20 protein-coding genes and 1 pseudogene are annotated in these 25804 nt (G+C 69.2%); 9 read left to right on the top strand and 12 right to left on the bottom strand.

Going from position 1 to position 25804, the window contains the following annotated elements; translation table 11 throughout:
• The first annotated feature begins 256 nt into the window (after positions 1-256).
• The 4 genes from RJ1_RS08415 to RJ1_RS08400 all read left to right on the top strand — a co-directional run bounded on the left by RJ1_RS08415 (position 257) and on the right by RJ1_RS08400 (position 4063).
• Positions 257-895: a hypothetical protein gene (locus tag RJ1_RS08415; RefSeq protein ID WP_240319917.1), complete on the top strand. Its 639-nt coding sequence runs from the start codon at positions 257-259 to the stop codon at positions 893-895.
• 104 nt (positions 896-999) lie between these two features.
• Positions 1000-1362 carry a DUF6802 family protein gene (locus RJ1_RS08410; RefSeq protein ID WP_240319918.1) on the top strand — a complete coding sequence of 121 codons (363 nt, stop codon included), beginning with the start codon at positions 1000-1002 and terminating at the stop codon, positions 1360-1362.
• A gap of 219 nt (positions 1363-1581) precedes the next feature.
• Positions 1582-3411: a phosphoenolpyruvate carboxykinase (GTP) gene (locus RJ1_RS08405; RefSeq protein WP_061042467.1), complete on the top strand. Its 1830-nt coding sequence runs from the start codon at positions 1582-1584 to the stop codon at positions 3409-3411.
• A gap of 151 nt (positions 3412-3562) precedes the next feature.
• Positions 3563-4063: a hypothetical protein gene (locus tag RJ1_RS08400; RefSeq protein ID WP_005243741.1), complete on the top strand. Its 501-nt coding sequence runs from the start codon at positions 3563-3565 to the stop codon at positions 4061-4063.
• Positions 4064-4084: 21 nt separating this feature from the next.
• On the opposite strand, the gene RJ1_RS08395 is transcribed toward RJ1_RS08400, so the two are convergent.
• The 6 genes from RJ1_RS08395 to RJ1_RS08370 form a co-directional block, all read right to left on the bottom strand.
• The gene (locus RJ1_RS08395; RefSeq protein WP_073359482.1) at positions 4085-5047 is read right to left on the bottom strand and encodes a cation diffusion facilitator family transporter; all 963 of its coding nucleotides are present in this window, start codon (positions 5045-5047) and stop codon (positions 4085-4087) included.
• Positions 5048-5118: 71 nt separating this feature from the next.
• A complete protein-coding gene (locus RJ1_RS08390; protein ID WP_073359481.1) occupies positions 5119-6567 on the bottom strand; it encodes an aldehyde dehydrogenase in 1449 nt (482 codons plus the stop codon).
• A 28-nt stretch (positions 6568-6595) separates the two neighbouring features.
• Positions 6596-7741: an Rv3169 family protein gene (locus RJ1_RS08385; protein ID WP_073359480.1), complete on the bottom strand. Its 1146-nt coding sequence runs from the start codon at positions 7739-7741 to the stop codon at positions 6596-6598.
• The gene (locus RJ1_RS08380; RefSeq protein ID WP_073359479.1) at positions 7738-8907 is read right to left on the bottom strand and encodes a phosphotransferase family protein; all 1170 of its coding nucleotides are present in this window, start codon (positions 8905-8907) and stop codon (positions 7738-7740) included. Before RJ1_RS08380 ends, RJ1_RS08385 begins: the two co-directional genes overlap by 4 nt.
• An 80-nt stretch (positions 8908-8987) precedes the next feature.
• Complete coding sequence (locus tag RJ1_RS08375) at positions 8988-9875, bottom strand: ROK family protein (protein ID WP_073359478.1); 888 nt, start codon at positions 9873-9875, stop codon at positions 8988-8990.
• 2 nt (positions 9876-9877) lie between these two features.
• The gene (locus tag RJ1_RS08370; RefSeq protein ID WP_073359477.1) at positions 9878-10633 is read right to left on the bottom strand and encodes a class I SAM-dependent methyltransferase; all 756 of its coding nucleotides are present in this window, start codon (positions 10631-10633) and stop codon (positions 9878-9880) included.
• Between the two features lie 173 nt (positions 10634-10806).
• On the opposite strand from RJ1_RS08370, the gene RJ1_RS08365 reads away from it, so the two are divergent.
• Positions 10807-12027 (top strand): glycosyltransferase family 4 protein, encoded by a 1221-nt coding sequence (locus tag RJ1_RS08365; RefSeq protein ID WP_073359476.1) that lies wholly within the window; start codon positions 10807-10809, stop codon positions 12025-12027.
• On the opposite strand, the gene RJ1_RS08360 is transcribed toward RJ1_RS08365, so the two are convergent.
• The gene (locus RJ1_RS08360) at positions 11968-13689 is read right to left on the bottom strand and encodes an MmpA family trehalose lipid delivery protein (protein WP_073359475.1); all 1722 of its coding nucleotides are present in this window, start codon (positions 13687-13689) and stop codon (positions 11968-11970) included. The genes RJ1_RS08365 and RJ1_RS08360 overlap by 60 nt on opposite strands.
• Before the next feature lie 63 nt (positions 13690-13752).
• Between RJ1_RS08360 and RJ1_RS08355 the strand changes: the two genes are divergently transcribed.
• On the top strand, positions 13753-14949 hold the full coding sequence (locus RJ1_RS08355; RefSeq protein WP_073359506.1) for a polysaccharide biosynthesis protein: 1197 nt from the start codon (positions 13753-13755) through the stop codon (positions 14947-14949).
• 139 nt (positions 14950-15088) lie between these two features.
• Here RJ1_RS08355 and pgfA read toward each other — a convergent pair whose 3' ends face one another.
• Positions 15089-16243 (bottom strand): cell envelope lipid trafficking protein PgfA, encoded by a 1155-nt coding sequence (gene pgfA / locus RJ1_RS08350; protein WP_073359474.1) that lies wholly within the window; start codon positions 16241-16243, stop codon positions 15089-15091.
• Between the two features lie 220 nt (positions 16244-16463).
• Here pgfA and RJ1_RS08345 point away from each other — a divergent pair.
• Positions 16464-17471: pseudogene (locus RJ1_RS08345) on the top strand (acyltransferase family protein); the annotation flags it as partial.
• A 71-nt stretch (positions 17472-17542) separates the two neighbouring features.
• On the opposite strand, the gene RJ1_RS08340 reads toward RJ1_RS08345, so the two are convergent.
• The 4 genes from RJ1_RS08340 to RJ1_RS08325 all read right to left on the bottom strand — a co-directional run bounded on the left by RJ1_RS08340 (position 17543) and on the right by RJ1_RS08325 (position 23783).
• A complete protein-coding gene (locus RJ1_RS08340) occupies positions 17543-21847 on the bottom strand; it encodes an alpha-(1->3)-arabinofuranosyltransferase (protein WP_073359472.1) in 4305 nt (1434 codons plus the stop codon).
• A gap of 46 nt (positions 21848-21893) precedes the next feature.
• Positions 21894-22067: a DUF2613 domain-containing protein gene (locus RJ1_RS08335; protein WP_005258546.1), complete on the bottom strand. Its 174-nt coding sequence runs from the start codon at positions 22065-22067 to the stop codon at positions 21894-21896.
• 126 nt (positions 22068-22193) lie between these two features.
• Entirely contained in the window at positions 22194-23285 is a 1092-nt protein-coding gene (locus RJ1_RS08330) for an isochorismate synthase (protein WP_073359471.1), read from the bottom strand.
• Positions 23286-23315: 30 nt separating this feature from the next.
• Complete coding sequence (locus RJ1_RS08325; protein WP_073359505.1) at positions 23316-23783, bottom strand: universal stress protein; 468 nt, start codon at positions 23781-23783, stop codon at positions 23316-23318.
• Positions 23784-23901: 118 nt separating this feature from the next.
• On the opposite strand from RJ1_RS08325, the gene RJ1_RS08320 reads away from it, so the two are divergent.
• Complete coding sequence (locus RJ1_RS08320; protein WP_073359470.1) at positions 23902-25083, top strand: glycoside hydrolase family 3 N-terminal domain-containing protein; 1182 nt, start codon at positions 23902-23904, stop codon at positions 25081-25083.
• Between the two features lie 92 nt (positions 25084-25175).
• Positions 25176-25775 (top strand): TetR/AcrR family transcriptional regulator, encoded by a 600-nt coding sequence (locus RJ1_RS08315; RefSeq protein WP_005243713.1) that lies wholly within the window; start codon positions 25176-25178, stop codon positions 25773-25775.
• Positions 25776-25804: the final 29 nt, after the last annotated feature.

Below are 25804 nucleotides of genomic sequence, written 5' to 3'. Positions count from 1 at the left end.
GTTTTTACACGTTTCCTGAACGGTGACTGCGTCATGGGCACCACCAGGCGCGGACCGGCGTCCGAGACGTGCTGGACAGGTATGTCGCCGACCACGCCGTCGCGCTCGCAGCCGTCGCCCGACTCCATCTCAGAGCTGATCGCGGAGGCGCCGGGGGCAGCGCAACGCCGCGGACGCCGTCCGGTGCGCGGATTGGTGGCGTGCGCAACTCGCGCGGTTACCGACGCCTCGCCTGCGCCGGGCAGTCGTCGACGTGGTGAGCGAAAGGGGCGGTGCGGTCGATGCCGCGGTGACCGCGCGCCTCGACGACATGCGGTCGCGGGTCGGCATCACCGCGTCCGCGCCCGAGACCGTAGGTCCGCTGCCGGTTGCGCCGGACGGGCCCGAACCCGGACACCGCGGGCTCGAAGACCGGATGACGATCCTGATCGGTGCGTCCGCGGGTCTCGGCCTGGGCAGGCTGGTGGTCTCGCCGCTGTCGATGGTGCCCGCCCTCGACATCGCGACCATCCCGCTCACCCTCGCGCTGGGAGCCCTCGCGGCGTGGTGGCTGACTCGGGTGCGCGGGCACGTCGCCGAGCGTGCCCACGTCCTGCAGTGGGCCGGCGAGGCGTTGGTCCACGTCCGGTCCCAGTGGGAGCAGTTCGCCCTCGGCCGAGTGCTCGCGGCAGAGACTCGGGTGAGTGAGGCGATCATCGCCGAGAGCCGGGTGTGTGCCGGGAAGGTGGACGAGCGGGTCGCGCAGATCGACGCCGAACTCCGGCGGCTCGTTGCGCGGCGGAACGCGCAGCTGTCCTCCTGTGAACGCGACCTCGTGGCGGTCGACCGCGGGCTGCAGGAGGTCCGCCGGCGGTCGGGGGAACCGAATCGGCGCGTCGAACGTCTGAATACATAGGTATCCGACCGATGTTGGCCGGTTTCCTGTGGGATCGTGTTGAATTATCTTGATGTGTCTTGATTTGTGCGTGAAACTGGTTCGAAATGTGAAGGGAGACCGCGGTGGCGACCACTGAGAGTTTTCTGGTCCCGGACGTGCCGGACCTCGATCCGAACACTTTCGGCCACGATTCCGGGGCGGTCACCCTCACCGATCCGACCCACGACATCGACGGCGACGGCGTCCTGGACACCCAGACCGTCGACGCCGAAGACGCGGTCGTCCTCGCCTCTGACCTCGACTCGGACGGCGAAGCAGACCATCTGACGATGATCCACGAGGACGGTGCCTACTCGTCGTGGATCATCGCGACGGCGACGGCGTCGTGCACTGGCAGCAGACCGATGGTGGCACTCTCGGTAACGGCTGAACACCTCCGAAATCCGCACTCCAGACCCGGGAAAGGCCCCTGGCAGCGCTACTGAATCGTTTCTGTGACCATTCCAACCGCACCCGATTCCCCGAGATGGGACTCGCGGCGTTAACCTCTAGGGATAGGACACCCGGCGCCCGCGTCTTCCATGTGGCATGGACGGCCTGGCTGGACCCCGCCGAGAGGGGAAATCGGACCGTCTGGCAGTCGCTGCGAGGCTCTCTCAGCGGACGGCAGATGGTCCGGTTCCGGCTCACCCCAGGAGAGTTTGATGACCTCAGCGACCATTCCCGGTCTGAACGGAACTGACGGCACGCCCCCCACGGAGCACAGTGAGCTGCTCGCCTGGGTTCGAGAGGTTGCCGAACTCACTCAGCCCGAACGCGTCGTCTTTGCAGACGGCTCGGACGCCGAATGGGATCGACTGACCGAGCAGCTCGTCGCGGCAGGCACGTTCACCCGCCTCAACGACGAGAAGAAGCCGAATTCGTTCGTCGGCAACTCCGATCCGTCGGACGTCGCACGCGTCGAATCCCGCACCTACATCTGCTCGCGTGAAGAGATCGACGCCGGGCCCACCAACAACTGGATGGACCCGACCGAGATGCGGTCGCTCATGACCGACCTCTACCGCGGCAGCATGCGCGGACGCACCATGTACGTGGTGCCGTTCTGCATGGGTCCGCTCGGCGCCGACGACCCGAAGCTGGGCGTCGAGATCACCGACTCCGAGTACGTCGTCGTGTCGATGCGCATCATGACGCGCATGGGTACCGCCGCCATGGAGAAGCTCGGCAAAGACAAGCCGTTCGTGAAGGCGCTGCACTCCGTCGGCGCGCCTCTCGAAGAGGGCCAGGCCGATGTCCCGTGGCCGTGCAACGACACCAAGTACATCACCCACTTCCCCGAGGACCGCGAGATCTGGAGCTACGGCTCCGGCTACGGCGGAAACGCTCTGCTCGGTAAGAAGTGCTACTCGCTGCGCATCGCGTCGGCGATGGCCCACGACGAGGGCTGGCTGGCCGAGCACATGCTGATCCTCAAGCTGATCTCCCCGGAGGACAAGCCGTACTACATCGCGGCCGCGTTCCCGAGTGCCTGCGGCAAGACCAACCTCGCGATGATCCAGCCCACCATCCCCGGATGGCGCGCCGAGACCCTCGGCGACGACATCGCGTGGATGCGGTTCGGTGAGGACGGCCGCCTGTACGCCGTCAACCCGGAGTACGGATTCTTCGGCGTTGCGCCGGGCACCAACTACGGCTCCAACCCGAACGCGATGAAGACGCTCGAGGCCGGCAACTCGCTGTACACCAACGTCGCGCAGACCGACGACGGCGATGTCTGGTGGGAGGGCCTCGAAGGAGACCCGCAGCACCTCGTCGACTGGAAGGGCAACGAGTGGACGCCCGAGTCCGGCGAGAAGGCCGCGCACCCCAACTCGCGCTACTGCACCCCGATGTCGCAGTGCCCGATCCTCGCCCCCGAGTGGGACGACCCGCAGGGTGTGCCGATCTCCGCGATCCTGTTCGGTGGACGCCGTAAGACGACGGTGCCGCTGGTCAGCGAGTCCTTCGACTGGCAGCACGGCACGTTCCTCGGCGCCACGCTGTCGTCCGAGCAGACCGCTGCCGCCGAGGGTGCCGTCGGCACCGTCCGCCGCGACCCGATGGCCATGATCCCGTTCATCGGCTACAACGCCGGCGACTACCTGAACCACTGGATCAACCTCGGCAAGCACGCGGATGCCGAGAAGCTGCCGAAGATCTTCTACGTCAACTGGTTCCGTCGCGGTGACGACGGTCGCTTCCTGTGGCCCGGTTTCGGCGAGAACTCCCGAGTGCTGAAGTGGATCGTCGACCGCATCGAGCACAAGGCGGGCGCCGAGTCGACCCCGATCGGATTCGTTCCGACCGCAGCCGATCTCGAGCTCGGCGGCCTGGACGTCGACGCCGACGATGTGGACGAGGCGCTGAAGGTCGACGTCGACGAATGGAAGCAGGAGCTGCCGCTCATCGAGGAGTGGTTCGAGTTCCTCGGCGAGAAGGTTCCCTCCGGCATCCGTGACGAGTTCGAGGCCCTGAAGCAGCGCCTGAGCTAGTCCCTCCCCGGTGACCGAATGTCACAGTGGTTCAGTTCGGCTGAACCACTGTGACATTCGTCGTTCGAGGGGCGATTCTGCAGTAAACGCATACCATTCGGTTTGTAAAGGGCTCGATTCTCGAAGCTCGCACGCGACGAAAGGATTGCAGATGCAGACAGGGACCAGCAGGGGCATGAAACGACTCGCCGGAGGCGCCGCACTCGCTGCCGCAGCCGCCGCCACCGTAGCCGTGACCATGCCGGCGACGGCGTCCGCAGCAACGGAAGTCCAGCCTCCCACCGTGGTGACCGCGGCCGACGGAAACACCCTCGCCATCACCGTCACCAACCCCAACGTCCTGAATCTGCTGGACGCCCAGTCCTGCGGTGCAGTCGCTTTCGACGCCACCAAGTTGCCCGCCGTGCTCGCCGATCCCACCGTTGTTCTCGAGCCGGGATTCGTCACGTGGGCCACCAACCCGATCGAGCGTGTCCTCGCCAACCAGGCCGGCGACGCCGTCAAGACGTTCACCACACCGGAACTCCCGGACGGCGCCTACGCGGTGATCGGCGAATGCCTGTCGCTGACCACCGTCGCCAACCCCCAGACCACGCTGCCGCAGATCGTCCTGGTCGGCGGCCCTCTGGGCGGAATCCAGTTCGGCAGCTAGATCCGGAAGCAGGGCCGGCGATCACACCGTGATCGTCGGCTCCTCCGCTGTGGACAGGGTGAGTATCGCGCGAACCACGTGCGAGTTCCGCTCCAGCCGCGACTCGAGGTCGCGGAGAGTGTGGGCGACGCGCGACTCCGCGTAATCGCCGACCAGGTCGACACTCGCCACCAGGTACGCCTGTCGCGGTCCGAGGTACTCCATGCGGAGAAATGTCACCCGGTCGACCTCCGGCAGCGCCTTGAGGGCCTCGATGCCGGCCTGGCGCAGAGCGGGCGACGCCTCTTCGCCGATCAGGAAGCGCCGATTGCGATCGATCAGGATCAGCGCGATGACGCCGAGCAGGATTCCGACCAGGATGGAGCCGACGGCGTCCGGGATCGCCGACCCCGTGATCTGGTGGAGGAGAACACCCAGGAATGCGATGACCAAACCGAGGAGTGCCGCAGCGTCCTCTGCGAACACCGCCCGGGTGGTCGGGTCCGACGTGCGGAGTGCGTGCGCCAGCACGTCGCGGTCGATGGCGATGGCCTCGGTACGCAACTGCCGGTACGCCTGCTGGAACGAGATGGACTCGAGAACGAACGAGACGCCGAGCACCACGTACGCGACGGCGAAGTCCGTGGCCGGTTCGGCGTGGACGAGTTCCTGGATGCCGTGCGTGATCGACACCCCCGCACCCAGCGCGAACAGTCCGAGCGCCGCGAACATCGACCACACGTAGGCCTCACGCCCGTACCCCAGCGGGTGGACGCGGTCCGGCGTGCGCTTGGCCCGGGAATTGGCGATCAGGAGCAGGATCTCGTTGCCGGAGTCGGCCCACGAGTGGGCGGCCTCCGCCACCATCGACGCCGACCCGGTGATCACCGCGGCGACGGTCTTGGCCAGCGCGATCAGAAGGTTCGCGCCGAACGCGAGGACGACGGTGAGCGCGCTCTCGCCTGCGGCGTCGTCACGGCTGGTGTCCGGAGTCGATGCGGTCACCCGATCACGCTAACGCCTGTGCGCCTTTCTGGTAGCTGCAGCAACCAGAAAGGCGCACGAGCGCGAAGCGCCTATCCGCTGTAGCCGGGCGGCATGAGGACGGACTTGGTCTCGCAGAACGCTTCGAGGCCCTCCGGCCCGTTCTCTCGACCGATGCCGGAGGCCTTGTAGCCGCCGAACGGTGATCCCGGGTCGAATGCGTACCAGTTGATGGCGTAGGTGCCGGTGCGGATCTGCTTCGCGACGGCGAGCCCGTGATCGATGTCGGTGGTGTACACCGAGCCGGCGAGGCCGTAGTCGGAGTCGTTGGCGATCTTGATCGCCTCGTCCTCGGAGTCGTAGGGGATCACGGACAGGACGGGTCCGAAGATCTCCTCGCGGGCGATCGTCATCGAGTTGTCGACGTCCGCGAAGATGGTGGGCTCCACGTACCAGCCCCTGTCGAGGCCCTCGGGGCGGCCGCCGCCGAGCACCACGCGGGCGCCCTGTTCCTTGCCCTTGGCGATATAGCCCTCGACGCGGTCGCGCTGCTTCTCGGAGATCAGCGGTCCGAGTTGCGCGGCGGGGTCGGACGGATCTCCGACGGTCATGAATCCGGCATCGGCCACGAGCGCGTCCAGGACCTCGTCGTAACGGGACCGCGGGGCGAGGATCCGGGTCTGCGCGACGCACGCCTGGCCGGTGTTCATGAGCCCGGACATCACGAGCATCGGCATGGTGGACGCGAGGTCGGCGTCCTCGAGGATGATGGCCGCCGACTTGCCGCCCAGTTCGAGGGAGCAGCGCTTGAGGTTCTGTGCGGCGATGGCCCCGATCTTGCGGCCGACGGGGCTGCTGCCGGTGAACGTGATCTTGTCGATCCCCGGATGCGACACCAGGTATTCGCCGGTCTCGGCGCCGCCGGGCAGGACGGAGATGACGCCTTCGGGTACCCCCGCCTCCGCGAAGATCTCGGCGAGAAGGTGGGTGGAGAGCGGAGATTCGGGCGCGGGCTTCAGCAGGACGGTGCAGCCGGCGAGCAGCGCCGGGGACAACTTGTTGACGGCGAGGAACAGCGGCACGTTCCAGGCGAGGACGGCGGCCACCACGCCGACGGGCTCCCGCAGCACCCTGGTCTGGCCGAATGCGCCGGTGCGGGTCTGCTCCCATTCGAACTCGTTCGCGAGCCCGGCGTAGAAGTTCAGGGTCGCGAGCGACGGCGTCTGCTGCATCATCCCGACCATCGCCGGCGGCTGACCCATCTCGGACGAGATCAGCGCGTTGAGTGTGTCGCCGCGCTCCTCGATGAGTTTCGCGGCCTTCGCGAGGATCTCACCGCGCTCGGCGGGCGTGGTCTGCGGCCACGGCCCTTCGTCGAACGCCTGCCTGGCCGCGGCGACGGCGTCGTCGATGTCGGCCGGCGACGCGACGGGACAGCTGCCGACGCGTTCCTCGGTTGCCGGGGAGAACACTTCGAGCACCTGATCGGTGGCCGGGGCCACCCACTTGCCGCCGATGTACAGCTTGTCGTAGTCGGTCATGAGTCCATTCCTCGTGTCGTTCCCCCGGTCAGGAGGCGGTGTCGGTGAAACTGTCGAATCCGTAACGTGCGTGGGGGCCGATCGCGGCGACCTCGAACAGCCCGGTCCCGACGACGCTCCGGCCGCCGTCGTCGAGCCGGAAACGGGTGAGATTGTCGACGGGGCAGAACATCCGGAGTCCCGGTTCGATCTCGGACGCTCGTTTGCGCAGTCCCTGGACCACCAGTTCGCCCTGCCACATGCCGTGCCGCCAGTCGGCTTCGAGTCCGTACCCGGTGCCGATGCCGATGTAGTTGGGAACCAGCAGTTCGCAGGTGACGGTGACGACCTCGCCGGTCGGCCGGTGGAAACTGAGCGACGCCGCCGTGACGTCCCGCGTTCCCGGCTCGAACTTCAGCTCGTGTTCGGGTCTGCCCAGCCATTCGGGTTCGCGGCCGGCGTCCGGCCAGATGCGGACGGCGTCCTCGACGATGCGCCGGCCGAGTTCGTCCTCCTGCAGGACGACGGACACGGTGTAGTCCTCGAACTGCATCACCGAGTAGATCCAGAAGAAGTTCTGGATGCCGTCGACGGCTCGCCGTCCGGGAGGTTCGGACTCACCGACCGGGCGCACCCCCCACGACCGGTCGCGGTTACCGCGCCAGGTGTCGGGGGTAACGGTCCGGCTCTGCCCGTCGATGGTGAGTTCGCCTGCCCAGGTGCCGGTCTGGACGAAGCGGCTGGTGTCGAACGTGACGCGCTCGAGCTGCCTACGGAAGTGGCGGGGCTCCAATGTCGCGGGGATCGCGCCGTCGAAGGTGAGGTCGAAGGACAGGTCGTAGTCGCCGGGTTCGAGCACCACCCGGAGGCGCTGCAGACCGTCGAGGACCTCGACGCGGAACGGTCCGACGGCGGTGGCGGAGCGGTCGTGACCCAGCGCCGCCGATCCGCGGACGACGATGTGGTCGTCCCCGCGGCGGAGCACCGCGAACGCGTCCGTCACGCCGAGGTTGGGATACTGCCCGAGGCCGATGATGAGGAACAGATCGGACTCGGCGGACGGATAGCAGTTGAAGTAGTAGCGGTCGTAGAAGTTGCGGTCGGACGTCGCGACGCGCCGAATGGGTTCGGCCACCTGATGAATGGGATAGTCGTCCATCGGCGACAGCGGGTTTCCCGCGTAGTCGGCACTCATCGGATCTTCGCCCAGTATGTGCCGTCGAGCATCGCCTCGAGCGACGCGCGGTGCATGATCATGTCGTCCGGGTCCTCCGGGGCGACGGCCTGCCCGAAGTGGATGGCGCGCTCCTGGATCCGCAGCATGATGGTGGCCTGCCGCAGTGCCGCGTAGGCGGTGTAGTACTCGAGATCGCGGGGCGTGTGGCCCGTCAGTTCCTCGTAGAGGGCGGCGAGGTCGTCGAGTCGCAGGAAGTCGGGCATCCCGTCGAGTCCGGCGGCCGCGGCGATGTCCTCGAAGAACCGGTGCAGGTATGTCATCCAGCCCAGGTCGAGTTCGCGGGGTCCGAGTGCGGCCATCTCCCAGTCGAGTACGGCCACGGGCCGGAAGTCCTCGAACATCATGTTGCCGATGCGGGCGTCGCCCCAGCAGAAGACGGCGGGGGAGTGGTCGTCGGGGAGGTTCTCCTCCATCCACGCGAAGCCGCGTTCGATCAACGGGGACCGGGGACCGGACAGCGTCGTCCATTCGTAGTAGTCGCGTTGCTGCCGGATGTGCGCGGCGAGCGCCTCGGTGACGGTGGGACCGGAGCCGGGCAGTCGCAGGAACGCGAACCGCTCCCACGGCCGGTCGATGTCGTGCAATTGCGCAAGCACATTCACCGCACTGTGCTGCAGCAGCGCGCGCTGCTCCTCGGTCGCCTCCGTAACCCACGACCCGAAGTTGTAGGGCATCACGTCGGGCGGGACCTGCCCGGAGACGCGGGCCATGACGAAGAACGGGGCGCCCAGCGGACCGGGATCGGGCTCGGACCAGTAGACGACCGGGACGGGGACGGCGGAGTGCTCCCGCACCTGCGCCATCACCTGGAACTGTCCGTCGAGGTCGTAGCTCGGGAAGACGGGCATCGTCGTGTCGGCCGGCGCGACCCGCGCCACCAATGGGTGGACCTCGCCGGACCAGGTGGCGTCGAACAGGATTGTCTCGCTCGACATGCCGTTGGCGTCGGGGAGATGGACGTGCGTGACTTCCGGTGCGGCGTCGGAGGGCAGTTGCGTGGCGAGCCAACGTTGCAGCGCGCCTCGCAGCACCTCGGGGTCGCGACGGGAGTCAGTGGGCCGGGCGACTTCGGACGAGTGATCGGAGTCGTCAGCGGATCGGGCAGTGCTCGTGCTCACGGTCACCTCCTCTCCTGAACGTGGTGTGACCCTGAACACTAGAACACGTTACAGAATTTCGGAACAGGTGAGGAGATCCCGTTGTGTCAGTCGTCGTCGACGGCCAGGACTCCCGCCCCGACGAGGGTTCCGGAGGCGCCGAGTTCCGCCGGGACCACCCGCAGATTCGCGACGAAGGACAACCGGGCGTGACGGGCGGCGGCCCGGCGCATCGGGTCCCACAACGGGGGTCCGGCCTGCGCGAATCCGCCGCCGATCACCGCGAGATCGACGTCGAGGAGAGCCGCGGCCGACGCGATGGCCTGGCCCAGGGCGGTCCCCGCGCGATCGAGCGCGGCCACGGCGACGTCGTCACCGTCCGCGGCGGCCCTCGCCAACTCCACGCCCGTCGTTCCGCGCCACCCGTGGGCGCGGGCCCAGCGCACGGACGACGGTCCGCTCGCCACCGTTTCCAGGCATCCGACCCCGCCGCAGGTGCAGGGTTCGGTTCCGCCGGGGACCACCAGGTGACCGATGTGTCCCGCGTTGCCGGTCCGCCCGGTGGCGATGCGGCCGCCGAGGACCACTCCGCCGCCGATGCCGGTGGACACGACGAGGCTCAGCAGGTCGGGGACTCCCCGTCCGGCGCCGTGGTGGTGTTCACCGAGTGCGGCCGCGGCGCCGTCCATGGCGAGTCGTGCGGGGACGCCGGGGAAGAGATCCTGCACGGCGTCGACCAGTCCGAATCCGCCCGACCACTCGGCGATGTTGATCGGGGACGCGGAGCCGGCGACCGTGTCGACCGGTCCTGCGCAGGCGATCCCCACCGAGGTGATCGTGGCCGTTCCAGCGACCTCGCGGAGCAGGGCGGCGCACGCGTCCGCGACGCCGGTCGCCGGGGTCGGCGTGGTCGCCGGACGCGGGACGGTGCCGTCCGCGTCGACGAGGCCGGCGGCGATTTTGGTGCCGCCAATGTCGAGAGCCAGCGCGACCACGGTCAGTGCTTCCGCATCACGAGGACGAGGTTGCTCACCAGGAACTCGCGCAGTCCGGGAACCCGCACCATCCACCACGCCCACCGCGGGTGGTAGCGGGGGAAGGCCGCCAGGAACTCCGCGTCCCTGCTGTGTCGCGCCCACCGAAGACCGTCGGTCGCACCCACTTTGAACAGGGAGACGCCGTAGCGATTTTTTGGTTCGCGGCCGTTCTTCCGCAGGTAACGGCGCGCGGCGTACTCGCCGCCCAACGCATGCCAGGGTCCGGTCTCGTGCCCGCCGAACGGCCCCCACCACAGCGTGTACGACAGCACGATCAGGCCGCCGGGTTTCGTCACGCGGACCATCTCGTCCGCCATTGCCCACGGTTCGCTGACGTGCTCGGCGACGTTCGACGAGAAACAGATGTCCACGGACGAGGTCCGGAAGGGCAGTGCCAGCCCCGATCCGCGGACGGCGCCGCCGACGGCGAGCCCCGCGGCGTGCATTTCCGACGGGTCCGGTTCCACCGGGACATACCGGGCGCCGGCCTCCTGGAACACGTCCGCGAAATAGCCGGGTCCGCCGCCGACGTCGAGCACGGTCGTCCCGGTGAGGTCCGATTCGGTGAGACCGCCGTACAGGTCGCCGATGAGTTCGACGGAGTCGCGGGCGAGGGCGCCGTAGAAGAGGTCGGGCGCGGTCTGTTCGTGCCGGAAGTCGCTGAGCAGGCCGAACGACCGTTTCAGGGTTGCCCGTCGACCGAATCGCCGGGTCACGGGAGGCGTCGTCACGAGACTGAACCTTAGCGAGTGCAGCCGCCCGGACGGCAATCCGCTCGCGGTGGCTGCAACATCCGGCGGAATGCGACCGATAGGGTGTTCGGGGACTACCGCGCGGAACGTCCCGCCCCGAGACACAAGTACCGCACCGACCACAGGAGTATTTGAACGTGCGAGAGGTTCTGCTGCTCTGCTGGCGCGACACCGGTCACCCCCAGGGTGGCGGCAGCGAGCGGTACCTCGAGGAGGTCGGCGCCCAGCTCGCGGCGCGGGGAATCAAGGTCACTCTCCGCACCGCCGGTTACCGTGGCGCCGCCAAGAAGGAGACCGTCGACGGCATCGACATCAGCCGGGCCGGCGGGCGGTACAGCGTCTACCCCCGCGCCCTCGCCGCGATCGCCGCGGGCCGGCTCGGTTTCGGTCCCCTCCGCGGCATCCGCCCGGACGCCGTCATCGACACCCAGAACGGCATCCCGTTCTTCTCCCGCGTCGTCGCCGGCGCGCCCGTGACGCTGCTCGTCCACCACTGCCATCGGGAGCAGTGGCCGGTCGCGGGCCGGCTGATGGGCAAGATCGGCTGGTGGGTGGAATCACGGTTGTCGCCGCGCACCCACCGCGACGACCAGTATCTCACCGTGTCGCTGCCATCCGCCGACGAACTGGTGGAACTCGGTGTCGCGCGTGAACGAATCGCGGTGGTGCGCAACGGAGCCGACGACATTCCGCTCGGCGTCGAGGTCGGTGGCACCGGCACCCGGACCGCGCATCCGAGCGTGTGCGTGCTGTCACGGCTGGTGCCGCACAAGCAGATCGAGGACGCCCTCGAGGCCGTCGCCGCCCTGCGCCCGACGATCGCCGACGTGCACCTCGACGTCATCGGCGGCGGCTGGTGGGAGCAGAACCTCCGCGACCGCGCGCACGAACTCGGCATCGGCGACGCCGTCACGTTCCACGGGCACGTCGACGAGACCCGCAAGCACCGGGTGCTGTCGCAGTCGTGGGTGCACGTCATGCCGTCCCGCAAGGAAGGCTGGGGCCTCGCCGTCATCGAGGCCGCGCAGCACGGCGTCCCGACCGTCGGCTACCGCAGCTCCAAGGGACTGACGGATTCGATCGTCGACGGCGTGACCGGAGTTCTCGTCGGCAGCGCGGAAGCGTCGACGGCGGACGTCGGCGAACTGACCGCGGCGGTCAACGCGCTCCTGCTCGACCCCGAGACCCGTCTGGTGCTCGGTGAGAAGGCGCGTGTCCGGGCCGGCGAATTCTCCTGGAGGCACACCGGGAACGGTGTTCACGAGGTGCTGGCGGGCACCGCCGCGGGCCTCCGCACGTCAGGGCTGGTGTCGCCGGCGCTGGCGCGTCCGGGCCTCGAGCACGCCCGCGCCGAGTAGTCCGCCCACCAACAGGAGCGCCCACAGCAGATGGGCCGCGATTACCGTGGCCCGCGCCCAGTCGGACGCCTCGTGCCCCGCGCCGTCGCCGTCGACGCGGTACAGCTCCAGATGGTCGTCCGAGAACTGTCGCTCCAGGCCGGCAAGGGTGGTCGCGGATTCGCCGCGCGGCCCGGGCGTGTCGCGCTCGACGAGAACCCACCGGACGCCGAGCGACGCGAGATCGGCGGCGGATCCGCCGGTGAGCAGCACCCGTTCCACCTGCTGGGCCCGGGACCCCTCACCCTTCACCGTGCCCCCGGCCACCACCAGCTCGCCCGTCTGCAGGACATCCTCGGGCAGCATCCGCGGGGCGGGGTCCAGAACGGGGGCGGAACCGCTGTAGGGGAACTTCCGGAACATGCCGGTGGGGAGCACGGCGACGTCCCCGCTGTCCGGGTCGCCGTCCAACGCGGAGGCAACCTGCTGCCACGACGGCGGATAGTGGACCGGACGCAGGGCGCCCCCGACTCCCCACGCGAGGTCGGGCAGGGCGAGCAACACCACCAGGATCGCCGAGACGGACCAGGTGCCCGGCCGTCGCAGCACCGCGGCCGCGGCGGCGAGCGCGTACAGCGGCGCCGCCAGCGCAACCCACTTCTGCGCGTCCCGGAGCAGCCCCGCCCCCGGGACGTTCTGCACCAGCCAGCGGCCGAGGTCGAGACCCCACGCCGTCGCCCCGAGCGTGGGCAGCAGCACCGCGACCAGGGCGAGCGCCGACAGTGCGGCCACCACGGGATGCCGGCGTCGCCGCCACAACGCAGGCAGGCCGAGGAGAACGACACCCAGCAGCAGGACCGTTCCGACGAGCGCGAACAGCGACGTCCGGCTCTGCGGGACGGCGGTCTCGTTCCACACGCCGCCGAGGCCGGCGAGACTGCCGAGCGTCGCCAGTCCCGGTTCGGCCCGCGCCGCGAACGCCGCGACCCCCGCGGGGTCGGAGCCGTCCCCGCCGCCGCCGGACAGGGCCGTGGCCACCAGCCACGGTGCGCTCGCGACAACGACGAGGCTCAGCGCACCGGTGAGACGACGCCACCGGGCGCAGCGTCTCCCCGGGAAGGCGAGGACGGCCAGCGCCGTCACCGCCGCGAGCAACACCCCTGTCGGTGTCAGACCGGCGGCCGCCAGGCACGCCGCGAGGGCGAACCACCCCCCGCGGTTGCCACGGCGCACCGCCACAGCCGCGCACACCGTCCACGGCAGCGCCGCGTACCCCGTCAGCAGGCTCCAGTGCCCCTGCAACAGTCGCTCGGCGACGTACGGGTTCCACACCGTCACGGTCGCGGCCACGAGCTGCGGTCCGAGCCCGGCCGTCGGCAGGACGGTGCAGACCATGCGGGCGGCGCCCCAGCCCACGGCCCACAGCGCGACCAGCAGGATCGCCTTCACCACCAGCCCGCCGTCGACGACGACGCTCAGCGTCGCGAGGAGAGCATCCTGCGGCACGGCCCGCGCGGCGGCGTCCGTGAGCCCGAGCGCCGAATCCGTGAGATACGAGCGGGGAGTGCTGACCGCGTCACGCAGGAGCAGATAGCCGGGACCGAGCAGAGGTCCGAGGATCAGCAACGCCAGAAGGAGGCTGTAGCCCGGCGCGACGAACAGTGCTCGGCGCCGGGCGGTCATGGGCCGTCACGATACGTGGTGCATCGACTCGGCTCGCACGGCACGTAGTGCATCATGGGGCGCATGCCACGCCAGACCCTCACCAGCTCGGCGGTCGCCGGGGTGACGATGGTGACGGCAGGCTCGATGACCGCGAATATCGCGTCCTACCTGCTGCAGCTGTTGGCGAGTCGGTGGCTCGGCCCGGCGGGGTACGGGGAGTTCGCGAGTCTGCTGGCGGCCCAACTCGTCCTCGCCGTGCCCGCCCTCGCGCTGCAGACCGTCGTCGCCCGCGAGGTGGTCCGGGGCAAGGGATCCCACGCTGTGCGGTTGCTGGGGTACCGCTGCGCGGTGATCGTCGCGGTCGCGGCGATGCTGCTCGCGCCCGTCGTGTCCTGGGCCCTCGACACCGGCATGCTCGCGACGTTCTCGGCGTTGATCACGGCGCCCGTCCTGGTGCTGCTCGCCACGGAACAGGGACTGCTGCAGGGCGCGGCGCGGTTCGGCCCGCTGAGCGTCGTCCTCGCGGGAGCCGGCGTCGCGAAGGTCGTGCCCGCGGTCGTGGTGCTCGCCGTCGGCGCCGGACCGGGCCTCGCGCTCGCCGCCAGCGCGGTCGGGACCGGGCTGGTGGCCCTGTGTGCGCGACTGTTCGCCGATTCGGGCATCGCCGGGGAGTCGACCACCCGGATCGGCGTCCCGGCCGTCCTGAAGGCGTCGCAGGTGCAGTTGGCGCTGATCGCCCTGTCGTCGATGGACCTCGTGATCGCCCGGATCGTGCTCAGCAACGACGACGCCGGCCTGTACGCGCTGGGCACCGTCGCGACGAAGGCCGCGTTCTGGCTCCCGCAGGCCGTCGGGGTGGTGCTCTATCCGCGGATGGCGAACCCGGCGCACTCCGCGAAGGCCATCCGTTCGGCGCTGGCCGTCCTCGTCGGGCTCGGCGCGGTCCTCGTGGCGGGAGTCGCGGTGGCCGCCCCCCTCGTCCCGCTCCTCGTCGGCGACGCGTATCAGCCCGTCCAGTCGCTGCTGTGGCTGTTCGCACTGCACGGCGCCTGCCTGGCCGTCCTGCAGGGTGCCCTGCTCTCCGCCATCGCGGGGGAGCGGACGCACCTCGCCGTGATCGCGTGGATCGGCTTCGCCGTCGAGATGGCCGCCATGCTCACCCTCGCGTCCACGATCGGGCAGTTCATCACCGTGGCCGTCACCGTGGCGTCGAGCACCGCACTGATCGTCAGCGTCCTCGCCGTGCGCAGCGCGCGACGTGATGCGCGCCCGATGTGACATTCGTTCGGTCTGACGAGCCGCCTGCGACATCGGGCGACGCCGTGCACAGGGCACCCCCCGGCACGACGAAGGGGACCTCGGTGAAGTACCGAGGTCCCCTTCGCGACCGGACTACGTGGCGTCCGGCTGTACTGCTCTATCGCTCGTCGTACCGGCGCGGATCCTGCACGGGAATCTCTTCCGTCTTGTCCGTGGTCCAGTCGTGCTGCTCCGTGGGAGCCTCCGACTTGTCCAGGTCGACGTGGCGCCCACCACCGCTCTGCGGGTAGTCACCACCGTCGGCCGGTGCGGGCTGCTTGCCCTTGCCGCCGCGCAGCGCCAGGACGAGTCCGGCGATCAGCGCGATGACACCGAGGATGCCGGCGATGATCGGCACGGTGCGACCGAACGTGCTGAGCTTGTCCATGCCGTCCTTGGCCTGCTGGACCTGGTACTCGATGGTCTGCTCGTTGAACGGCAGTTCCACCTTCAGGACGTCGATCTCAGGCTTGTCCTTGTTGCGGGCGTAGTACTGGTGCAGCTGCTCCTGGCCCTTGACGACGACACCGGTCTCGGGCTCGACCCACAGGTCACGCACGTTGGTGTACCAGCGGGTCATCGTGACGGGGAGAGTGCCACCGGGGACGCCCCAGGCTTCGGCGGGCAGCGTCAGCTTGTTGGTGGGCGAGCTGACGACCTTCGACAGGTCGACGGGCTCGATCGTCTGGTTGTAGTGGTACACCTTCAGGCCGTTGATCTCCGTCTCCTCGACGAAGTCGATGTCCTGGGTGGCGCGCGCGTTCAGGTCGAAGTAGGGGTAGCTCTGCTTCTCCGAGTTGAACGGGAACTTGTACTGCAGTCCGTCGCGCGGAACTTCCTCGGCAGGCTGGTTGGGCTGCGTCTGGATGGTGCCCACCGGGTCGTTGGTCGGCATCGACGTCTTGCGGTCGACGGTGTTGCGGTCGACGATCGCGGACAGCAGTCCGGTGTCGCCCTGCTTGTCCGTGCGCCGCAGCGTCTGCCCCGCCTGGAGAGTGACGACGTCCGCGTTCGCGGGGTCCTCGGTGGTGACGTAACGCTGTGACACCAGTGGAACGTTCGTGTTGACTTCGGCCTTGCCTGCGAGAAGAGCCTGCGAGTTGAGCACGCTGCCGGAACCTTCGGCGATCGTGGTCACTTCGAGATCCAAGGGCGTCTTCTCCAACTTGCCCACCGTGTAGGTGGGAATGAGAATGGCGACGGCCAAGAGGAAGGCACCGAGGCCCACCAGAATGCAAGCAAGTATCCGGCTCGGCCCTGAGCGCTCCGCCATGCTTTCTCTCCTAACCCAATTCTGTCGATTGAGATTCCCCCACCGGCAGCACGGCTGCACGGATCGCATGGAGCCCACATCGACACCACGTGAGGCAAAACACTAACAGTCTCGAAAGCGCATTTGCCCCATCGGATAGTAAACGCACCGGCCGTTCGGCAGCGAAGTGACTCGGGCGGAGTTTTCCGTCACAGCGCCCTAACCAGGCACACTGTTCGTGATGAGCACTTCGGTCAGCACCTCGCCGGCGCCTGCGGCGCCCACCACCCCTCGGGGCTTCATTCCCGCGCTCGAGGGGATGCGCGGTCTCGCGGCGCTGGGTGTGCTCGTGACGCACGTGGCCTTTCAGACGGGTGCGACGCACGTGCCCGTCCTCGGCCGCATCTGGGGACGATTCGATCTGGCGGTGGCGGTCTTCTTCGCGCTGTCGGGATTCCTGTTGTGGCGCAGCCACGCCGGGGCGGCGCGGGGGATGGGTCCCGCGCAGGGGGTGATCCGGTACTGGATCTCGCGGGCGACGCGCATCCTGCCCGCGTACTGGGTCGCGGTCGCGGTGGTGCTGACGTTCCTGCCCACCGCCCACGCGAGTTACCGCACCTGGTGGGCGAATCTCGGTCTCGTGCAGGTCTTCGTGCCGCTCACGCTCACCGACGGTCTGACGCAGATGTGGAGTCTGTCGGTGGAAGTGGCGTTCTACCTGGTGCTTCCGTTGCTGGCCTTCGCGTTGGTGCGGATGCGGGGTCCGGCTGCGCGGCTGCGTGTCCCGGTGATCCTCGGCTTGATCGCGGTCAGTCTGACGTGGGCGTTCGTGCCGATCTCGACGCCGGGCGGCATCCATCACGACAACTGGCTGCCCGGCTACCTGCCCTGGTTCGGCGCTGGAATGTTGCTGGCCGAACTCGCGGTGAGTCCGCCCGGGCGGATGCATCGCTGGGCGCGTCATCGCGTCCGGATGTTCCTCGTCGCGGCGGTGGCATTCGCTCTCACGGCCACCGACCTGGCCGGCCCGGAAGGGCTGGTTCGTCCCGAACCGTGGCAGTACGCCGTCAAGATGGCGCTCGGCGCGGTCATCAGCTTCGCGCTGATGGCTCCGCTGGTGCTGTCCGACACGTCGAACCACCGGTTGCTCGCGAGCCCGCCGGCGCTCGCGGTGGGTCGCTGGTCGTACGGCATCTTCATCTGGCACCTCGCGGTGCTGTCTATCGTCTTTCCGGTGTTCGGTCTGGTTCCGTTCACCGGCCACTTCGTCTACATCCTGTTCCTCACCACCGTGATGAGCGTCGCGGTCGCGTCGGCCAGTTACGCGTTGGTGGAGGAACCGGCCCGCCGCGCCGTCAAGCGCTGGGAGGCGCGGACGAGCAGCGCCGACCGTCCGAACGGCAGCACGGCCAGCCCGGTCGCGACGAGCGCCAGCAGCAACGGGAACTGAACCAGGAACGAGTGCCCCACATACCCGCCGGGCGCGCGCCACGGCCCGGTGGAGAGCATCGCCATGCCGAGCATCGCCGACGCTCCGGCGACCCCGACCAGCACCCGCGCGGTGGTGGCGGTTCCGCGTAGACGGACGAGACCGACCGCCAGCACGCTCACCACGACCGTCGTCGCCGCGCCGACGGGACCGCCGATCACGGTGGCCACAGCGACAACTCCCAGCCACCCGACCGTCGCGCTGCCCCAGGTCCGGGGGGCCGGGCCGGGATCGCGCTCACGTGCGCGCCGCGGCCACAGAGCGGCACCGATCAGCGGAATCAGCAGGAGCAGACCGCCGAATATGCCCAGCCGGTACCAGTGGTCGGTGGGGAAGTCGAGGGTCACCGTCCCGTCGGTTCCCGCGGGCAGGATCCAGCCCTGCTGCCAGCCGTCCACGACGATCGGTGTCAGCTCGCTGCCGTCGGGTGCGGTCGCCACCCACCCGACGTTCGTGCTCTCGGGGACGACGACGATCCGGTCCGCATCCGAACCGGGCACCGTGAGTTCACGGTGGTTCTCCGTCCATGCGGTGGTCGACACCTGCTCGGTCGGAACCGGCTGCGCGGGAGCCCCGGCGTTCAGTCGGAGGCTGTCGACGAAGAACGCGGACCCCGGGTCGACGGTCACGTCCTGGGCTCCGGCTCCCAGCGGAACCGGGCCGGGGGAGCCGCAGACGGTCGCGGGAACCGGTTCGCCGGAAAGTAATTGCCCGACAGTTGCCGTGACACTCGTGCGAACGGGCTGACCGCCGATCGTCACCACCGGGCCCTCGTCGCAGGGCACGGTGACCATGCGGGCGCCGGCGTCGTCGATCGGACCCGAACCGGGCAGCAGGGCGCCGTCCTCGCCCAGCACCCCGACCTCGGCGAGTCCCGCGGGCTGCAACTGGGCGAACCCCAGCGCGTTCTGGTCGAGGGTGCTCTTCCAGGACACGAGGCTGAGCACGATCCGGTCGGTCACCCGGGGTTCGACCGCGACGGTGCCGTCGTCCTCGTTCACGTCGCGCACCTGCGGTCCGTTCCCGAGGTCGACGGCAACCCGGTCGGGGGCGGCGGGCAGGGCGCCCAGACTGGGGGTCAGTTGCAGGCCGGTGACGAGCGTGGGCTCGGGAAGGTCGAGGGTGAGGGTGGGTTTCTCGCCCTTTCCGCTGGTGGTGTCCTGCATCGCCGACCAACTGGTGCGCGGATCGTTGTCGGTGGCGGCGAACGCCGATCCGCGCAGGTCGGCGATGTTGCTGGTGCCGTGCGCGGACGGCCGGTCCTGTTGGGTGAGAAGCTCTTCCAACGGGGCGCCGTGCCGTGCGCGCAGCGTGAGCTGCGGTGTGACCGCGGTGGGTTCGGGCACCGACAGCGTCCGTTCGAACGTGCCGACCTCCTCGGGCGGCAGGACGAACGCGTTGCTGCACCGCACACGGTCGGGGGATTCGGCGCAGGCGTTGCGGCCGGGCAGTTCCTGACCGAGATCCCAACCCGAGACGGTCGCGCCGTCCGGGGTGGGAGGCAGCACGGTCCGGTACCGGATCGGCACCGTGACGGGGGCGTCGCGCTGCGAGAAGTCCTCGACCGACACCTCGCTGATCCCGAACTGCGTTCCCGCGGAACCATTCTCGGTTCTCGTCGCGGTGATCCGTACCCACGTGGTGACGCCGCCCGGGACGGACACCGCGATCGGCTTGCCCGGCGCGTCCACCTTCACGGCCGTACTGCCGTTGGGGGTCGACACCTCCATCCAGCGGACGGGGGCGCCGATCGCGGCCGGGCTCGTCGTGATGTGCAGCAACGAGCTGGTGAGCGGCGTGTCGAAATCGATCTGGAGCCACTGGCCCAGCGCCCGCTCGATCCCGTTGCTGAACCAGCCGGTCGCCGGGTCGCCGTCGACGGTCGCGGCGGCGCCGGCGGCCGGCGAGGTGCCGCCGAGTTGGGTGGCATCCGACGCTGCGCTCGACACGCTCAGCGTCGCGCCCTCCCACTGCCCTTCCACCAGCGGCGTGTCCGCCACCGGATAGTCGGGGACGAGGTTGAAGGTGCGGCGCGCGTCGTCCGGGGTGCGCAACGCCGAACTGTGGCTGTCGACCTGGCCGTAATCGGTTTCGCGGTCCCGGGGCGTGTCGGTGACGGTGACGTCGCCGACCGGCAGTCCGGCGCGCTTCGCGTCCGCGGCCAGCAGCACCGGCCCCGCTCCCGGCAGGGCGGCGTTCTCGCGCAGTCGTTGCACCGATTCCGGACCACCCTGCACACGGGGGATTCTGTCGAGATTCGCGGTGTACGGACCGCTCGTCGCCGGTGAACCGTCCGGCATCGACACCTCGAAGATCTCGATCGCCGGATACCGGGGCCGCAGGTCGCTGTCGATCACCAGGCCCTCGACGTCGCCGGGACCGATGTCCTCACCGAACTCCGCCACCTGCGTGAATCCGGGGGAGCCGGTGACGGCCTGGTGTGCGAGCAGCGGGCGCGTCGACCGGGACGTCTCGGGGTCGAGGTCGTTGCGGAGGACGAGATAGTGGATGCCCTGGCCGAGCAGCGTCTGCGCCATCCCGTCCGAGGGGCGGCCGTCGGTGATCAACCGTTGGATCGAGTCCATCGCCCGGATGGTGCCGGGCGGGGTGAGGGGGACGGCGTCGCGGGACGCCCACGGTGTGGACGCCAGCGCCTGCATGGGCTCGTCGCGGGTGAGCCCCCAGACCTGGCTGCCGAACGGTGCGCCGGGCACCACGAGCGCCCGCTCGGCGTCGGAACCGTCGGGGCTCGTGCCGCCGGCGTTGTCCTCCAGCCACGACGCGGCCTGCTGCCAGTAGTCGGGGACCTCGGTATACGTGCCGCGCGGCGCCAGCTTGCCCGTCCACGCCAGCGACGTCGCCAGGGTGAGCGCCACCAATACCAGGCTCGTCACCGCGACCATCGGTTCGCGTTCGGGGTGCGCGAACGCGCTGCGCCACCGGGCGACCGGTACGGAACCGGGCAGCGGCACCTTCGCGAGAAGATGCGCCAGCCCGAGCACCAGCGGCAGCCGGACGAGTGGCTCGAGTTTGTGCACGTTCCGGAGGGGAGCCCCGGTGGAGTCGAGGAAGAGTCGTACCTGCTCGGCGAACGGGGAACCCAGTTCGCCGATGTATCCGGCGGCCAGTCCGGCGACGCCGACGAACAGGATCAGGGTGAGGCGGCCGCGGGCCGGCATCGAGCGCATGCACAACCCGGCGAGCCCGGCGGCCGCGATCAGCCCGGTCGCGGCGACCGCGGCGGGCTGGGTCACGAGGACGGCGCCGGCGATGCGCTCGGGGGAGACGAACGGGGTCCAGCTGTCGGTACCGCGGAGGATCTCGGCGAGCGACGTCCACTGCGTCGTCACCCCGGACGACTCGATGTAGTCCAGGAACGGCGGGCTCACCTTGCCGAGCAGCAGCAGCGGCACGATCCACCACAGCGTGGCCAGGGCCAGGAACGGGAACCACCACGCGGTGAACACCCACCACCGCCGGTTGGGCCGGTGGGAGATCCACCACAGACCTGCGACGAGGCACGCCGCCGCGGTCGCGACGGCGTTGACCGCACCCATCAACGCGACGGCCAGCGCCGACTGGGCCGCCAACCGGTCAGGTGAGTGCCAATGTGTATCCCGGGACGCATTGCCACTCACGTGGGCGAGGGCGACGACGACGGGAAGCAGGACCCACGGCGCCAGCATCATCGGGAGGGTTTCCGAGGAGATCGAACCCAGGGTGGTGAGGACGCGGGGGGAGAACGCGAACGCGACACCGGCGATGATGCGGGACGAGCGGCTGCCGACGCCGAGCGCTTCGGCGAGGCGGACGATGCCCCAGAATCCGGCAACCAGCAGCAAGGCCCACCACACGCGCTGGGTGATCCACGCCGGCACGCTCAGGACGTCGCCGAGCGCGAAGAATGCACCGTGCGGGAAGAAGTATCCGTAGGCCTGGTTCTGCACCTGGCCCATGGGAGCTTGGCTGCTCCACTGGTGCGCGGCCCGTTCCAGGAACCCGATCGGATTCTGGGACAGGTCGTATTTGGTGTCGGCGGCGAGCCGGCCGGGGGTTTGGAGAAAGGCGAGAAGAAACGCTACGACAGAGGCGCCGAACAGCCACCGCCGTGACAGAGGCTCCGCCGAGGGCGACATGGCCGCCGACTCGGGGGAAGTGCGGGAACTAGTCGAACCGGCGCTCTCAGCGGCTGCCGTACTCAACCTGGTTCAGGAGTGAGGAATCCGCGTTGCCGCTCCGGTCGATCTCGGGACGCGTGTTGTCCTGTGCGGCTGCGGTGATGCCGAGCGTCGCCACGGTGCCGAGAGCGACACCGACCACGGCGCTGACCACACCGGGCACAAGGAACTTCCCCATCAGACATCTCCCACCGTTTGCCATCGACGCACACGGCTACTCCCGCGTACGAATTGCTCGGGTCAAGGTATCACCCACAGGCTGCCGAACTGCTGATTGGTGCGCGGGCGTCACCGTTTGTGCAGTTCAGGGTTCCGGCTGCACGCCGAGTGCCCGAAGCAGGGTGCGCAGTTTGGTGCTCGTCTCGTCGAGTTCGGCTTCCGGGTCGGACTCGGCGACGATCCCACCGCCCGCCGTCGCCAGCGCCTCGAGACCGTCCGCGGTGATCTCGGCGCACCGAATGGCTACCACCCAGTCGCCGTCACCGTCGCCGTCGCACCACCCGACCGCGCCACCGTAGAACCGTCGATCCCCCTCGACGTCGCGGATGGTCGCCAGGGCGAGATCCGTGGGGGTGCCGCACACGGCGGGGGTCGGGTGCAGCCGGGTCGCGAGGGTCAGCGCGCTGGTCGACGGATCGCGCAGCACCCCTTCGATCGGGGTTGCGAGATGCCACACCTCGTGGGTGCTCGTCAGGACCGGAGATTGCGGGACGTTCAGTTCAGTGCAGAGCGGGGCCAGGACGTCGCGGATCCAGGCCGTCACGAAGGCGTGCTCGGCCAGATTCTTCGTGGACTCGAGCAGTCCGCGGCCTTCCTTCTCGTCGGACTCCGGATCGGCGCGGCGAGGGGCGGTACCGGCGAGGGGGCGGCAGGTGACGCGGCGGCCCCGCCGGCTGAGCAGTACTTCGGGACTGGCGCCGACGAGGCTGTGCCCGTGGAAACCGTCGCCGGCCGCGGAGAGGTCGACAGCGAACCCGTTGGCGGTGGGATTCTGGTGAATCATTCTCGCGGCCAACGCTTCCGGGGAGATCGGCGTGTCTGCTCCGAGGGCGACGCTGCGGGCGGCCACCACCTTGCCGAGGGTGCCGCCGCGCAGGCGGTCGACGAGGGACCGCACACGGGCCACGTGCTCGGCGGGTTCGGGGACCTCCCGTGTGAGGCGGACGGGCGGGAGGCCGGGAACGGTGCCGGGCCGCCACGGGCCCTCCGTGAACTCCCAGGATTCCGGGGCGCTCAGCGCGGTGCGGCGTTCGGGGTCGAACGGAAGCGCCCCGACGACGAGTTCGGTGTCACCGTTCGCGAGTGCGGCGACAGCGGCCGCCGCGGTGTCGTACCCGTGCCGCACGCCGGACGTGCGCAGCGTCCGGTCGACGCGGGAGAGAAGAAAGCCGTCCATGGTGCACCCGACAGTAGTCGGGCGCACGTCTCACTTCCCGGGAGGCACGATCAGCACGGGACGGTGGCTGTGACGCAGCACGTGGTCGGCGACACTGCTCTGCAGGAGCGACCGCAGGCCGGTGGTGCCCCGGGTGCCGGTGACGATGATGTCGACCGAGAGTTCGTCGGCGGTCTCGACGATGGCCGTCCAGATCGTGCTGGTGCACTCGACGCAACGACTCTCGGTGGTGAGCCCGGCGGCCTCGGCGAGTTGGGTGCCTTCTTCGTTGGTGACCCGGGCGTCGGAGAACGCGACGTCCTCGGTCTCCTCGTCGGGCACCCACTCGGGCTGCATCACACCCGACAGTCCGGACATGCGCGCGGCCTGACGGACCATCGGCTCCCACACCGTCACCAGCACAGCGCGATTGGAGGCGAGGAAGCGACCTGCGCACTCCACCGCGCGCTTGGCGTTGTCGGATCCGTCGTAGGCGATCAACATCAAACCACCTGGCACCACGACCTCCTGAGAACGGGCTTCCTCTGTGTCCAGATTACCAAGACGGACGGCAATGGTCCCTGATTCGGGCCCTGTCGCGGGAGCATCGCCGCCGAACTGGGCTACCGTCGAACCCATGCGGATCAAGTATGCCCTCGCGCTCGCTGCCTGTACCGGCCTCGTCGCCGGATGTTCGTCGGGTGGTGGCGAGACGGTCGCGGAGTCGTCCACGGCGACGCCGGCCCCGTCGCCGTCCTCCGTCGAGCCCGCATCGCACACCGGTACCGCATCACCTGCCGCCGCACCGGCGTCGTGCGAGACGGAGTTCCTGCAGTCGTTGCCGTTGCGGCGCAAGCTCGCTCAGTTGCTGAACGTGGGCGTCACCGGCACCGCGGATGCGGCGCAGGTGGTCCGTGCCGAGCAGGTGGGTGGCATCTTCATCGGCAGCTGGACCGACGAGACGATGCTCGCGAACCGCGAGGTTCCCCAGGTCGCGTCGGCGTCGTCGCTGCCGCTGATGGTGACGATCGACGAAGAGGGCGGACGCGTGTCGCGCGTCGAGAACCTGCTCGGCGCCGACCCGTCCGCCCGGCAGACCGCCGCCACCATGACGGAGGAACAGACGTATCAGATGGCGCTCGAGCGCGGCCGCGGACTGAAGGACCTCGGTGTCACCGTCAACTTCGCCCCCGACGTGGACGTGAGCAGCCAACCCGACGACAGCGTCATCGGCGACCGCTCCTACTCCGACGATCCCGCCGTCGTCACCCGCTACGCAGACGCCTACGCGCGCGGAATGCGGGACGCGGGAATCCTGCCCGTGATCAAGCACTTCCCCGGCCACGGTTCGGCGTCCGGCGACTCCCACACCGGGGCCGTCACCACCCCGCCGCTCGAGCAGTTGCAGAACAAGGATCTCGTCCCGTTCCGGAACCTGGTGTCCACGGGTGTCGGCGTCATGCTCGGCCATCTCGAGGTGCCGGGTCTGACGGCACCCGGGATTCCCGCCAGCATCAGCCCGGACGCGGTCGCACTGCTGCGCGGCGGCACCGGGTACGGCGCACCGCCGTTCACCGGCCCGATCTTCACCGACGACCTCAGCGGCATGCAGGCGATCACCGACCGCTACGACATCACCGAGTCTGTCGAGACGGCGCTGGCGTCCGGTGTCGACGTCGCGCTGTGGCTCACCACCGACGACGTCCCGCGGGTGCTCGATCACCTCGAAGGCGCCGTCGCTTCGGGCACGCTGCCGCAGCAGCGCGTCGACGAGGCCGTCCTGACGGTCGCGCGAGCCAAGGGCGCACTGGCCTGCTGAGGGAGTGCTGCTGCTATTCTTCTCGTCCGCCGGTCGACCCCGCTTTATTACCGTAGAGTAAGATAGCGGGTTCGACGAATATTGGAGGACGAATGGCCGGCGGCACCAAGCGACTGCCGCGCGCAGTGCGCGAGCAACAGATGCTCGACGCTGCTGTCGACGTGTTCTCCGACAGAGGCTTTCACGAGACGTCGATGGACGCGATCGCGGCCAAGGCGGAAATCTCGAAGCCGATGCTCTACCTCTACTACGGTTCAAAGGACGAACTGTTCGCAGCATGCATCCAGCGGGAGGGACTGCGCTTCGTCGAAGCGCTCGCTCCGGCGGGAGATCCGGGGCTGAGCCCGCGTGAGCAGCTGCGTCGGGCGCTCGAGGGGTTTCTCGGATTCGTGGGCAAGCACCGCAAGTCGTGGATGGTGCTGTACCGCCAGGCGATGGGGCAGCAGGCGTTCGTCGGGTCGGTGCAGTCGAGCCGCGACCGGCTGATCGAGCTGACCGCGCACCTGCTCGAATCCAGCACCAAGGACCCGGAACCCGGTCAGGACTTCGAACTGATCGCCATCGCGCTGGTCGGGGCGGGTGAGGCCGTGGCCGACCGCGTCGCCGGTGGTGAGATCGAGGTCGACGCCGCCGCCGACCTGCTGGAGTCCCTGGCATGGCGCGGTCTCGCGGGCAAGAAGAAGCCGGAATGAATGTACCTTTCGACGCCTTGGCAGCGTCG

It is taken from the genome of Rhodococcus jostii NBRC 16295 (assembly GCF_001894825.1).
Lineage (GTDB): Bacteria > Actinomycetota > Actinomycetes > Mycobacteriales > Mycobacteriaceae > Rhodococcus_F > Rhodococcus_F jostii.
The sequence above is the reverse complement of the archived record's forward strand: the minus strand, read 5'-3'. Positions and strand labels throughout refer to the sequence as shown.

Coding starts and splice junctions, on each gene's coding strand:
- RJ1_RS08405 (WP_061042467.1), top strand. CDS start 1,582: ATGACCTCAGCGACCATTCCCGGTCTGAACGGAACTGACGGCACGCCC.
- RJ1_RS08400 (WP_005243741.1), top strand. CDS start 3,563: ATGCAGACAGGGACCAGCAGGGGCATGAAACGACTCGCCGGAGGCGCC.
- RJ1_RS08390 (WP_073359481.1), bottom strand. CDS start 6,567: ATGACCGACTACGACAAGCTGTACATCGGCGGCAAGTGGGTGGCCCCG.
- RJ1_RS08385 (WP_073359480.1), bottom strand. CDS start 7,741: ATGAGTGCCGACTACGCGGGAAACCCGCTGTCGCCGATGGACGACTAT.
- RJ1_RS08360 (WP_073359475.1), bottom strand. CDS start 13,689: ATGACCGCCCGGCGCCGAGCACTGTTCGTCGCGCCGGGCTACAGCCTC.
- RJ1_RS08355 (WP_073359506.1), top strand. CDS start 13,753: ATGCCACGCCAGACCCTCACCAGCTCGGCGGTCGCCGGGGTGACGATG.
- pgfA (WP_073359474.1), bottom strand. CDS start 16,243: ATGGCGGAGCGCTCAGGGCCGAGCCGGATACTTGCTTGCATTCTGGTG.
- RJ1_RS08340 (WP_073359472.1), bottom strand. CDS start 21,847: ATGTCGCCCTCGGCGGAGCCTCTGTCACGGCGGTGGCTGTTCGGCGCC.
- RJ1_RS08335 (WP_005258546.1), bottom strand. CDS start 22,067: ATGGGGAAGTTCCTTGTGCCCGGTGTGGTCAGCGCCGTGGTCGGTGTC.
- RJ1_RS08330 (WP_073359471.1), bottom strand. CDS start 23,285: ATGGACGGCTTTCTTCTCTCCCGCGTCGACCGGACGCTGCGCACGTCC.
- RJ1_RS08320 (WP_073359470.1), top strand. CDS start 23,902: ATGCGGATCAAGTATGCCCTCGCGCTCGCTGCCTGTACCGGCCTCGTC.
- RJ1_RS08315 (WP_005243713.1), top strand. CDS start 25,176: ATGGCCGGCGGCACCAAGCGACTGCCGCGCGCAGTGCGCGAGCAACAG.